General features: G+C 73.1%; 9 protein-coding genes and 1 tRNA gene. 7 read left to right on the top strand and 3 right to left on the bottom strand.

Annotated features, from left to right (window positions below):
• Window positions 1-113: 113 nt before the first annotated feature.
• The 3 genes from ACFVTH_RS18090 to ACFVTH_RS18080 all read right to left on the bottom strand — a co-directional run bounded on the left by ACFVTH_RS18090 (window position 114) and on the right by ACFVTH_RS18080 (window position 2,077).
• Window positions 114-186 (bottom strand) — tRNA-Arg (locus ACFVTH_RS18090).
• A 77-nt stretch (window positions 187-263) separates the two neighbouring features.
• On the bottom strand, window positions 264-1,460 hold the full coding sequence (locus ACFVTH_RS18085) for an ROK family protein (RefSeq protein WP_387093970.1): 1,197 nt from the start codon (window positions 1,458-1,460) through the stop codon (window positions 264-266).
• A complete protein-coding gene (locus ACFVTH_RS18080) occupies window positions 1,460-2,077 on the bottom strand; it encodes an iron ABC transporter ATP-binding protein (RefSeq protein ID WP_387093967.1) in 618 nt (205 codons plus the stop codon). Before ACFVTH_RS18080 ends, ACFVTH_RS18085 begins: the two co-directional genes overlap by 1 nt.
• A gap of 40 nt (window positions 2,078-2,117) precedes the next feature.
• Between ACFVTH_RS18080 and ACFVTH_RS18075 the strand changes: the two genes are divergently transcribed.
• From ACFVTH_RS18075 to rho, 7 genes are all read left to right on the top strand, one after another.
• The gene (locus ACFVTH_RS18075; RefSeq protein WP_387093964.1) at window positions 2,118-3,791 is read left to right on the top strand and encodes an arginine--tRNA ligase; all 1,674 of its coding nucleotides are present in this window, start codon (window positions 2,118-2,120) and stop codon (window positions 3,789-3,791) included.
• Window positions 3,792-3,821: 30 nt separating this feature from the next.
• Window positions 3,822-4,625 (top strand): DUF2993 domain-containing protein, encoded by an 804-nt coding sequence (locus ACFVTH_RS18070; RefSeq protein ID WP_387093962.1) that lies wholly within the window; start codon window positions 3,822-3,824, stop codon window positions 4,623-4,625.
• Window positions 4,626-4,769: 144 nt separating this feature from the next.
• Complete coding sequence (lysA, locus tag ACFVTH_RS18065; RefSeq protein ID WP_387093959.1) at window positions 4,770-6,182, top strand: diaminopimelate decarboxylase; 1,413 nt, start codon at window positions 4,770-4,772, stop codon at window positions 6,180-6,182.
• The gene (locus tag ACFVTH_RS18060) at window positions 6,179-7,489 is read left to right on the top strand and encodes a homoserine dehydrogenase (protein WP_386941926.1); all 1,311 of its coding nucleotides are present in this window, start codon (window positions 6,179-6,181) and stop codon (window positions 7,487-7,489) included. Before lysA ends, ACFVTH_RS18060 begins: the two co-directional genes overlap by 4 nt.
• On the top strand, window positions 7,486-8,583 hold the full coding sequence (gene thrC / locus ACFVTH_RS18055) for a threonine synthase (RefSeq protein ID WP_386941927.1): 1,098 nt from the start codon (window positions 7,486-7,488) through the stop codon (window positions 8,581-8,583). The genes ACFVTH_RS18060 and thrC overlap by 4 nt, the downstream gene beginning before the upstream one ends.
• Window positions 8,580-9,530, top strand: coding sequence for a homoserine kinase (thrB, locus tag ACFVTH_RS18050; RefSeq protein WP_387093956.1), 951 nt, complete (start codon window positions 8,580-8,582; stop codon window positions 9,528-9,530). The genes thrC and thrB overlap by 4 nt, the downstream gene beginning before the upstream one ends.
• A 476-nt stretch (window positions 9,531-10,006) precedes the next feature.
• The gene (rho, locus tag ACFVTH_RS18045) at window positions 10,007-12,175 is read left to right on the top strand and encodes a transcription termination factor Rho (protein WP_387093953.1); all 2,169 of its coding nucleotides are present in this window, start codon (window positions 10,007-10,009) and stop codon (window positions 12,173-12,175) included.
• The last annotated feature ends 2 nt before the right edge of the window (window positions 12,176-12,177 follow it).

The following is a 12,177-nucleotide window of genomic DNA, read 5'->3' as shown; positions in this document are numbered from 1 at the left end:
CAGCCGAGTCTATGGTCGCGGCCCGACCCGGGGATGCGAAAAGCCCCGGCCGCGGCCGAGGCTTCTCGAATCCGGAGGCCGACGCGAGGCGTCGACTTCACCACTTGCAAACGTGCCCCCGGAGGGATTCGAACCCCCGACCTACGGTACCGGAAACCGGCGCTCTATCCCCTGAGCTACGGAGGCGCACAATTGAAAACCCTACCACTCCCGGACGCGCTCGATCGTCGCGCGCGGACGGCCGGACGGGCGGCCGGGTGCGGTCAGGGCACGGCGAGACGGGCGACCCGGCCGAGCAGCTCTTCGCGCACCTTCGCCGTGAGGAACGCGTGCGCGCCCTGCAGGACGGCGTCGCCGACGATGTGCGTCGCGACGACCTCGGGGTACCAGCGGCTGAGACGGCGGATGTCACGTTCGACGGCCTCGGCGAGCCGGGCGCCGCCGACCGCGGCGGTCGGGCCCGCGAGCACGAGCAGACCGGGGTCGAGGGTCGCGAGGAGCGGCAGCGAGATGTGGGCGATGCGCAGCCCGATCTCGTCGATGATCTCGTCGCGAGCGCCGCTCGCGGCGATCGACTCGAGCACGGCGGGGAACTCGGCGCCGCCGATGCCGTGCGCGGCGGCGATGCGGCGGACGGCCGCGGCGCCCACGAGGTCGGTGCTGGTGGTGGCGTGCTCGTCGAGCGCGTGCGCCTCGACCGAGAGCGGGAGGAAGCCGATCTCGCCGGCGCCGCCGAAGGTGCCCCGGTGCAGGTCGCCGGCGACGTCGAAGGAGGTGCCGACGCCGTTGCCGAGCCAGAGCAGCGCGAACACGTCGCGCCCGGCGCCCGCGCCGCTCTCACGCTCGGCGAGGGCGGCGAGGTTCACGTCGTTCTCGATGAACACGGTGATGCCGAGCGCCTGCTCGAGCACGCCGCGCAGCCCCGTGGTCGGCCAGCCGGGCAGGGTCTCGCTGAACAGCTCGCCCTCGCCGCCCGGGTCGACGTAGCCGGCCGTGCCGATGCAGACCGTGTGCACCGTCGAGGGGTCGGTCCCTGCGGCCGCGCTCGCCTCGCGGATCGCGGCCGACACCTCGTCGACGGCCGAACGCTCGGACGCGTCGCGGGGCAGCACGATGGTGACGGCGGGCCGGTCGCCGCCGGCGGCGTCGACGATGCGCGCCCGCAGCCGGAACGCGTCGATCGCGATGGCGACGCCGAGGGGGCGGTCGGTGCGCGCCGAGTAGAGCACCGCGTTGCGCCCGGGGCTGCCCGCGAGCTGCCCGCTCTCCTCGACGACACCGGCGGCGATGAGCCGGGTCATCATCATCGAGGCGGTCGGCTTCGAGACGCCCACGAGCTCGCAGATGCGGTTGCGGGTGAGCGGCCCGTGGTCGAGGAGGGCCGAGAGCCCGACCCGGTCGTTGACCGCGCCGAGCCACGACGGGGTGCCCTGGTTCCGTCGCGTGGCCGGTGCGTCCATCAGGCGGCCGCCAGGTTCTCGAGGATCGCGGCGACGAGCACCTGGGCGTCACCGGGCTCGACGAGGTCGACCGAGTCCATGACGATCCAGTAGGGCCCGGAGAAGACCTGGGCCTCGCCGTGCTCTCCCGAGACCGTGAAGTACCCCTCGACCTCGGGCGGCGTGCCGTACGTGGGCACCGGCTTCGAGCCGAGCGCGGCGTCGTCCTTGCGCGCCTCGAGCGCCCCCTCGGGCGGGGTCGCGACGCCGAACTCGATGAGGGCGCCGCTCGTCTGGTTGAGGAGGCCGCACGTCGTGCCCTCCTCCTCGGCGACGCCGAGGACTCCTGCGGCGGCCGGCTCGTAGTCGGGGGCGGTGCCGAGGTTCGGGTTGTACGCGTAGACGTCGTCGGGGGAGAGCAGCACCGCGCAGTCGATCTCGAACGGCGTCGGCTCCTCTGCGGGCGCCTCGCTCTCGCCGGGCGCGGCGGTCGCGCCGGGCTCCCCGGTCGCCTCGGCGGTCGGCTCGGCGGGCGCGGGCGCGGGCTCGGCGCAGCCCGCGAGGGCGAGGACGGATGCCGCGACGGCGAGCGCGACGCCCGTCGATCGCAGTCGGGGCAGACGGTGGAGGCGCGGCATGTGACGAACCTTACCAATCGCCACCCGGTAGGATTTGCGGGTGACTCCCACCGACCTCTCACTGGCCCTGTACGACCTCGTCCTCGCCCTCGCCGAGCGACGCCGGTCCGCCGGTGCGGAGGTCGAACTCGCCCTCGCCCCCGGCGATGTGACGCTCGAGCGTCCGAAGCTGCGCGAGCACGGCGACTGGGCGTCGAACATCGCCATGCGCGTCGCGAAGCCGTTCGGCCAGAACCCCCGCGAGCTCGCCGGCGAGCTCGCCGAGGCGATCGCCGGTCTCGACGGCGTCGCGAGCGCAGAGGTCGCCGGTCCCGGCTTCATCAACATCCGTCTCGAGGCCGCCGCGGCCGGCGCGCTCGCGAAGACGATCGTCGAGGCGGGCGCCGAGTACGGGCGCAGCGACTCGCTCGCGGGCAGCGTCATCAACCTCGAGTTCGTGTCGGCCAACCCGACCGGCCCGCTCCACATCGGGCACACCCGCTGGGCGGCGCTCGGCGACTCGATCAGCCGGGTGCTCCGTGCCGCCGGGGCCGAGGTGGCGAACGAGTACTACATCAACGACGCCGGCAACCAGATGGAGATCTTCGGCGCCTCCGTGCTCGCCGCGGCCAAGGGCGAGCCCACTCCCGAGGGCGGGTACCCGGGCAGCTACATCGCCGACCTCGCGACCCGCGTGCTCGAGCGCGAGCCCAAGCTCGCCGAGCTCGACCACGACGTCGCGCTGCACACCGCGACCGAGATCGCGTACGAGCTCCAGCTCGCCGAGATCCGCGCCTCGCTCGAGCGCTTCAACGTCCACTTCGACGTGTGGACGAGCGAGCGCCGCCTGCATGCCCGCGGCGACGACGGCCTGAACGACATCGACACGGCGCTCGGCCGGCTGCGCGCGCAGGGCCACGTCTACGACGCCGACGACGCCGTGTGGGTGAAGACGACCGACTTCGGCGACGACAAGGACCGCGTGTTCGTGCGCGGCAACGGAGTGCCGACTTACTTCGCCGCCGACGCCGCCCTGTACCTCGACAAGGGCGATCGCGGGTTCAAGCACAAGATCTACCTGCTCGGCGCCGACCACCACGGCTACGTCCACCGCCTCAAGGCGCTCGCCGGCGCGGCGGGCGACGACCCCGAGCGCGACATCGAGGTGCTCATCGGGCAGCTCGTGAGCGTGAACGGCGCGAAGCTCTCCAAGCGCGCCGGCAACATCATCGAGCTCGACGACCTGCAGGCCTGGCTCGGCACCGACGCGCTCCGCTACACGCTGGGCCGCTACCCGGCCGACTCGCCGCTGACGATCGACCCCGAGATCCTGCAGCGCCGCACGAACGACAACCCCGTCTTCTACGTGCAGTACGCGCACGCCCGTACCTCGGCGGTCGCGCGCAACGCCGCGGCATCCGGTGTCGACCGCTCGTCGTTCGCCCCCGAGCTGCTCACGCACGAGACCGAGTCGGCGCTCCTCGGCGCGCTGCAGGAGTTCCCGCGCATCGTCGCCCAGTCGGCCGAGCTGCGCGAGCCGCACCGCGTCGCGCGCTACGTCGAGGAGCTCGCGGGCCTCTACCATCGCTGGTACGACAACTGCCGCGTGCTGCCGCTCGGCGACGAGCCGGTCGGCGAGCTGCACCGCACGCGCCTCTGGCTGAACGACGCCACGGGCCAGGTCATCCGCAACGGCCTCGGGCTCATCGGCGTCTCGGCGCCCGAACGCATGTAGTCCATCCGCAACGATCCCGAAGGAGCAGCGATGTCCGACGAGCACGCGACGGTCGAGCTGGATGTCACGGATCCCGGGCCCGAGCCGCGCCGCCGACTCGGCCGGGGCGCTCGCATCGGGCTCATCGTCGCCGGGTGCGTCGTCGGTCTCGCCGCCCTCCTCGTGGTCGCCGACGTGGTCGCCCGCGGCATCGCCGAGCAGCGCGTCGCCGACGAGGTGCGCGCGAGCCTGCCCGCCGGGGTGGAGGGCGACGTCGAGGTGACGATCGGCGGCTTCTCGGTGATCGCGCAGTACCTCTCGGGCACCATGGAGCAGGTCTCGCTCAGCGCCCCCGAGCTCATCGTCGAGGGCGCGCCGCTCGACGTCGAGGTGTCGCTCATGGGGGTGCCCGTCGACCTCGGCAGCCCCGTCGACCGGCTCGAGGCCACCGTCACGGCCGAGCAGGACGCGGTGAACAGCCTCGTCCAGGTGCCGAACTCCACGGGGTCGATCACCCTGGGCGACGCCACCGTCGGCTACGAGGGCGCGATCGAGTTCCTCGGCCAGTCGATCGCCTACCAGGTGACCGCGACGCCGACCGCGGCGGGCACCGAGGTGCTGCTCGAGCCCGTCGGCGTCGAGGTCGGCGCGGGCGGCGGCTCGCTCGACCTCTCGGGCATCGTCGAGCGGGTGCTCGGCGGCGACCCGATCGCGGTCTGCGTCGCCGAGCACCTGCCCGAGGGCATCGAGGTCACCGACATCGCCGCAGCCCCCGGCGTCGTCAGGGTCGAGCTCGAGGGCTCGGGGATCACGCTCGACGAGGCGCACCTGCAGCAGACCGGAAGCTGCGACTGACGCGCCGATTCGGCCTCGCCGTGCGGCCTCGGTAGACTCGCCGTACGCCGACCCACAAGGTCGGCACGCATCAGGCTTCAGGAACCGATCCGGGTTCGCTCGCCGCGAGCGACCGTCGATTCGTCCCCTCCGTGAGGTTTCTCCGTGGCATCCGTCTCCATCGCCGTCCCCTCGGGCCCCGCCGTGCCCGACGACGTCAACGGACTCGTCCCGCGCGTCTGGCCCGATTCCGCGCATCGCGACGACGCGGGCCGGCTGGTCCTCGGCGGGGTCGACGCGGCATCGCTCGCCGCCCGGTTCGGCACGCCGCTCTACGTCGTCGACGAGGCCGAGGCGCGCGGGCGCGCCCGCCGGACGCGGGAGGCGTTCGAGACTGCGGCGCGAGCCGCGGGCACCGATGTGACGGTGTATTACGCGGGCAAGGCGTTCCTCTCGGGTGCGGTCGTGCGGTGGGTCCTCGACGAGGGCCTCGCGGTCGACGTCTGCACCGGCGGCGAACTCGCGGTGGCGCTCGGCGCGGGCGCCGACCCCGCACGCCTCGGCTTCCACGGCAACAACAAGTCGGTCGCCGAGATCGACGCGGCGATCGCCGCGGGCGTCGGCGCCATCGTCATCGACAGCGAGATCGAGATCGAGCGCGTGGCCGCCGCGGCCGCACGGGCCGGGCGCCGCCAGCCGGTGCGCCTCCGGGTGAACAGCGGCGTGCACGCCTCGACCCACGAGTTCCTCGCCACCGCCCACGAGGACCAGAAGTTCGGCGTGCCGCTCGAACGCGCCGCCGAGCTCGGCGCCCGCATCCGCAGCCACGGCAGCCTCCAGTTCCTCGGCCTGCACTGCCACATCGGCTCGCAGATCTTCGACGCCGAGGGCTTCGCCGAGTCCGCGTCCCGGCTGCTCGAGGCGCACGCCGAGCTCTCGGAGGCCGCCGCCGTGCCCGAGCTCAACCTCGGCGGCGGCTTCGGCATCGCCTACACCGCGGCCGACTCGCCGCAGCCGATCGAGGAGATCGCCCGGGGCATCCTCGACGCCGTCGTCGCCGGCTGCCACGAGCGCGGCCTGCCGCTGCCGAGGCTCGCGTTCGAACCGGGCCGCTCGATCATCGGGCCCGCCGGGGTCACGCTCTACACGGTCGGCACGATCAAGTCGGTGCCGATCGACGGCGGCGAGCGCCGCTACGTGAGCGTCGACGGCGGCATGAGCGACAACGCCCGCACGGCGCTCTACGGCGCCGAGTACTCGGCCCGGCTCGCCTCGCGCACCTCTGGGGCCGCGCCTGCGCTCTCGCGGGTCGTCGGCAAGCACTGCGAGTCGGGCGACATCGTCGTCGACGCCGAGTACCTTCCGGCCGACACCGCGCCGGGCGACCTGCTCGCCGTGCCCGCCACGGGCGCCTATTGCTGGTCGCTCGCCTCGAACTACAACCACGTGCCCCGCCCGCCCGTCGTCGCGGTGCAGGGCGGCGAGGCCCGCCTCATCGTGCGGGGCGAGACGATCGACGACCTGCTCGGCCGCGATCTCGGGCTCGAGCCATCCGCGACCGAAGGGACCCCCGCATGATCGAGTACCGCTCCATCCGAGTCGGACTGCTCGGAGCCGGATCGGTGGGCTCGCAGGTGGCGCGTCTCCTGCTCGAGCACGCCGACGAGCTCGCGCAGCGCGTCGGCGCCCGCATCGAGCTGGTCGGCATCGCCGTGCGCGACACGAGCGCGAAGCGCGACGTCGAGCTGCCGGCGGAGCTCCTCACGACCGACGCCGAGTCGCTCATCCTCGGCTCCGACATCGTGATCGAGCTGGTGGGCGGCATCGAGCCCGCGCGCAGTCTCGTGCTGCAGGCGATCGGCTCCGGCGCCGACGTCGTGACGGGCAACAAGGCGCTGCTCGCCTCGCACGGCCCCGAGCTCTTCGCCGCGGCCGAGCAGGTCGGCGCGCAGCTCTCGTACGAGGCGGCGGTCGCCGGGGCGATCCCGATCATCCGCCCGCTCCGCGAGAGCCTCGCCGGCGACCGCGTCGACCGCATCCTCGGCATCGTGAACGGCACCACGAACTTCATCCTCGACCGCATGGACACGACCGGGGCATCCCTCGAGGACGCCCTCGCGACCGCGACCGAGCTCGGCTACGCCGAAGCCGATCCGACCGCCGACATCGGCGGCTACGACGCCGCGCAGAAGGCCGCCATCCTCGCGAGCCTCGCCTTCCACACGAGCGTGCCGGTCGAGGCCGTGCACCGCGAGGGCATCACCGAGGTCTCCGCCGACCAGGTCGAGTCGGCCCGCCGCGCGGGCTACGTCGTGAAGCTCCTCGCGATCTGCGAGCGGCTCACCGACCCCGAGACGGGCGACGAGGGCGTCTCGGCCCGCGTCTACCCCGCCCTCGTGCCGCGCAGCCACCCGCTCGCCGCCGTGCACGGCGCGAACAACGCGGTCTTCGTCGAGGCGTCCGCCGCCGGGCCGCTCATGTTCTACGGCGCCGGCGCCGGGGGAGTGCAGACCGCCTCCGCGGTGCTCGGCGACCTCGTCGCGATCGCGCGCCGCCGCGTCTCCGGCGGCCCCGGCACGGCCGAGTCCACGCAGGCCGAGGTGCCCGTGCTCGAGATCGGCCGCATCACCACCCGCTACGCGATCACTCTCGAGGTCACCGACGAACCGGGTGTGCTCGAGCAGATCGCGCGCATCTTCGCCCTGCACGGCGTCTCGGTCGAGCAGCTCCAGCAGAGCGTCAGCGAAGGCAGCCAGCGGGCTACGCTGGTGATCGGGACGCATGAGGCGAAGGAGTCCGCGCTCGCCGAGACCGTCGCCGCCCTCGCCCAGAGCCCCGTCGTCGCATCCGTCGCGTCCGTCCTCCGAGTCGAAGGAGCACTGTGAACCAGCCCACCCCCAAGGCCAACTCCCGCCAGTGGCGCGGCGTCGTCCGCGAGTACGCGGACCGCCTCGACGTCACCGACGCCACCCCGGTCGTCACGCTCGGCGAGGGCGGCACCCCGCTGCTGCCCGCCCCTGCGCTGTCGGCGCGCACCGGCGCCGACGTCTGGGTGAAGTTCGAGGGCATGAACCCGACCGGCTCCTTCAAGGACCGCGGCATGACGATGGCCGTCACGAAGGCCGTCGAGCACGGCGCGAAGGTCGTCATCTGCGCCTCGACCGGCAACACCTCGGCCTCGGCCGCCGCCTACGCCACGCACGCCGGCATCAAGGCCGCGGTGCTCGTGCCCGAGGGCAAGATCGCGATGGGCAAGCTCAGCCAGGCCATCGCGCACAACGCCGAGCTCCTGCAGGTGCAGGGCAACTTCGACGACTGCCTCGACATCGCCCGCGACCTCGCCGCGAACTACCCCGTGCACCTCGTGAACTCGGTCAACAACGACCGCATCGAGGGGCAGAAGACCGCGGCGTTCGAGGTCGTCGAGGTGCTCGGCGACGCGCCCGACTTCCACTTCATCCCCGTCGGCAACGCCGGCAACTACACCGCGTACACCCGCGGCTACCGCGAGGACATCGCGGCGGGCAATGCCACGCGCCTGCCTCGCATGTTCGGGTTCCAGGCCGCCGGCTCGGCGCCGATCGTCCGCGGCGAGGTCGTGCGCGACCCCGACACGATCGCGAGTGCGATCCGCATCGGCAACCCCGCGTCGTGGGAGCTCGCGCTCCAGGCGCGCGACGAGTCGGGCGGCTACTTCGGCGCCATCGACGACGCCAAGATCCTCGAGGCGCAGCGCATCCTCTCGGCCGAGGTCGGCATCTTCGTCGAGCCCGCGTCGGCGATCTCGGTCGCCGGCCTCCTCGAACGCGCCGAGGCGGGCGTGGTGCCCAAGGGCGCCCGCGTCGTGCTCACCGTCACCGGCCACGGCCTGAAGGACCCGCAGTGGGCCCTCCGTACGGCCGACGGCTCCGACGTGCAGCCGACCGTGGTGCCGGTCGACACCGCGCAGGTCGCGTCGGTGCTCGGGCTCGCCTCGTGACCGGCACCCTCGTCGCTCCGGCCGAGACCCCGCTCGCGGGCCGCGCCGTCCAGGTGAAGGTGCCGGCGACCTCGGCCAACCTCGGCCCCGGCTTCGACACCCTCGGCCTCGCGCTCGCGCGCTACGACGAACTCGAGATCGAGGCCACCGAGGCGGGCGTCGTCGTCGAGGTGCACGGCGTCGGCGAGGGCGAGGTGCCCCTGGATGCCTCGCACCTCGTCGTGCGTTCGATCGCGCACACCTTCGAGCGTGCCGGGGTGGCGCTGCCGGGCCTGAAGCTCATCGCGCACAACACGATCCCGCACGGCCGGGGCCTCGGCTCGTCCGGCGCAGCCATCGTCGCGGGCGTCGTCGCGGCGAAGGGGCTGCTCGAGGGCGTCGTCGACTTCACCGCCGACGAGCTGCTCGAGCTCGCGACCGAGCTCGAGGGCCACCCCGACAACGTCGCACCGGCGCTGTTCGGCGGGCTGACGATCGCCTGGGTGACCCCCGAGGGCCCCCGGCACAAGAAGCTCATCGTGCACCGCGGGGTCTCGCCGCTCGTGCTGGTGCCCGAGCACGAGATGTCGACGGCGCTCGCGCGGTCGCTGCAGCCCGAGTCGGTGCCGCACGAGGACGCGGTCTTCAACGTCTCTCGTTCGGCGCTGCTCGTCGCGGCACTCATCCAGAGTCCCGAGCTGCTCTTCCAGGCCACCGAGGACAAGCTGCACCAGCACTACCGCGCCGCGGCCATGCCCGAGACCGACCGGCTGATCCGTGCGCTGCGCGAGGCGGGGCATCCCGCCGTCGTCTCGGGTGCCGGCCCGTCGATCCTCGTACTCGCGAGCGACCCCAGCGAGCGCGCCGCCGCGACCGCGCTGGTCGAGCGCGTCGCCGAGACGGTCTGGCAGGCGCTCCCGCTGGCCGTGGACTTCAAGGGCGCGACGGTCGTCAACGCGGAGCGTTGACGACTGGAGCGAAAGGCGGCAGCCCCAGCGTCCGCGGCGCCCGGCGCCGCGACGCGTCCTCGGCAGACCGCACGAGGTGACGCCGCCTCTCCCGGAAGACCGGAGAGCGAAGGCGGCAGCCCCAGCGTCCGCGGCGCCCAGCCCCGCCCCGCCCCGCCCCGCCCGCTGAGCGTGCGCCTCGGCCCCCGGAACCGCGCCGGGAGAGCGCGCCCACGACATCCCGGAAACACGTTCTCCACAGGGCGCGTCGCATGGCGGAACCGCGCGGTGCAGGGTGTTAGACTGACACCGCACCCGGCAGGCGACGTACTGCAGACACATGCACTGTTCGTACTCCCGGCCGCATCGTGCAATTCCCGGCAATCTCTTGCTTTCGCTCTCGCGCATGTCTGCGCCACCGCGCGCCGACCTCGCTCGAGGAGCGATCAGCTCTCCTGCCGCGCAACTCTTGCGCCAGGGGAAAGGAAAACACCCCAGTGACCAACGCATCCGACCACGCTGCAGGCGTGGCGAACAGCGCCCCCCTCACCGGCCTCAAGGTCGCCGAGCTCCAGGAGCTCGCCGTCTCACTCGGCATCGTGGGCGCATCCAAGCTCCGCAAGGGCGAGCTCGTCGAGGCGATCACCGCCCGTCAGGCCGAGCAGGCGGGCGACGTCGCCCCGACGCTCGACCTCGACGGTGCGGTCGCGGCCGAGGCATCGCCCGCCGAGACCCCCGCGGCCGAGACCCCCGCCGCCCCGGCGGCGGAGGCGGCGCCGATCGAGGCGCCCGCCGCCGAGCAGGGCGCGCCCGAGGCATCCGCCCCCGAGCAGACCGCGCCCCGCCGCGGCCGCCAGCCGCGTCGTGCGACGAGCGCGACCACGGCCGCCGCGCAGCACGTCAACGGCGGCGGCGCAGGCCTCGGCCTCGTGCCCACGACCGACGACGAGGCCCGCGAGGCCGCCCGCGCCGCCGTGCGCGAGGAGCTCGCCGCCGCGACCGGCGAGGGCGCACGCCCCGCCGCGTCCGAGGGCGAGGGCGAGCAGGCCTCGACCGACGAGCCCCGCCAGGGCCGCGGCCGCAACCGCGGCCGCCGTGGCGGCGAGCGCGGCGGCGCCGACCGCGGTGAGCGCGGCGACGACGCCCAGAAGCAGGGCGGCGACCGCCGTCAGAACGGCCAGGGCGGCCAGAACGACGCTCAGGGCGGCGAGCAGCGCGGCAAGCGCGACGAGGGCGGCAAGTCCTCCGAGCGCCAGGGCGAGACCGAGAAGGGCAAGGGCGGCCAGAACCAGGGCCGCGACGGCCAGAACCGCGACGGCGGCCAGGGCGGCCGCGACGGCCAGAACCAGGGCCAGAGCCAGGGCCGCGACGGCCAGAACCGCGACGCGCAGCAGGGCGAGGGCGAAGGCGGCCGTCGCAGCCGCTACCGCGACCGCAAGCGCCGCGGCCAGGGCGGCGCCGGTGACGAGCTCGAGCCCGAGATCCTCGACGACGACGTGCTGATCCCGATCGCGGGCATCCTCGACGTCCTCGACAACTACGCCTTCGTGCGCACGACCGGGTACCTCCCCGGCCCGAGCGACGTGTACGTCTCGCTCGGCCAGGTCAAGAAGTACCACCTGCGCAAGGGCGACGCGGTCGTCGGCTCGATCAAGCAGCCGCGCGACAACGAGGCGAACAGCCGCCAGAAGTACAACGCCCTGGTCAAGGTCGACTCGGTCAACGGCCAGTCGATCGACGAGGCGGCCGCTCGCGTCGAGTTCCAGAAGCTGACGCCCCTGTACCCGCAGGAGCGCCTGCGCCTCGAGACCGAGCCGACGAAGCTCACGCAGCGCATCATCGACCTCGTCGCACCGATCGGCAAGGGCCAGCGCGGCCTCATCGTCGCGCCCCCGAAGGCGGGCAAGACGATCGTGCTGCAGCAGATCGCGAACGCCATCTCGATCAACAACCCCGAGGTCCACCTCATGGTCGTGCTCGTCGACGAGCGCCCCGAAGAGGTCACCGACATGCAGCGCACGGTGAAGGGCGAGGTCATCGCCTCGACCTTCGACCGTCCGGCCGAAGACCACACGACGGTCGCCGAGCTCGCCATCGAGCGCGCGAAGCGCCTCGTCGAGCTCGGCCACGACGTCGTCGTGCTGCTCGACTCGATCACCCGCCTCGGTCGCGCCTACAACCTGGCCGCGCCCGCGTCGGGCCGCATCCTCTCGGGCGGTGTCGACGCCTCGGCGCTGTACCCGCCGAAGCGCTTCTTCGGCGCCGCGCGCAACATCGAGAACGGCGGTTCGCTGACCATCCTCGCCACCGCGCTCGTCGAGACCGGGTCGAAGATGGACGAGGTGATCTTCGAGGAGTTCAAGGGCACCGGCAACAGCGAGCTGCGCCTCTCGCGCCAGCTCGCCGACAAGCGCATCTTCCCGGCCGTCGACGTCAACGCCTCGTCGACGCGTCGTGAAGAGATGCTGCTGAGCCCCGACGAGGTGAAGATCACCTGGAAGCTGCGTCGCGCCCTCGCGGGCCTCGACCAGCAGCCGGCCCTCGAGGCCGTGCTCGGTCGCCTGAAGGAGACGCAGTCGAACGTCGAGTTCCTCATGCTCATGCAGAAGTCGATGCCGGTCGCCGGCCACGGCAACTCGCACGGGCACGAGACCGACCACCGCTGAGG

This window comes from Agromyces sp. NPDC058104 (assembly GCF_042884835.1).
Lineage (GTDB): Bacteria > Actinomycetota > Actinomycetes > Actinomycetales > Microbacteriaceae > Agromyces.
Note: the sequence above shows the minus strand (reverse complement) of the source record. Positions and strands in the feature narration are given on the sequence as shown.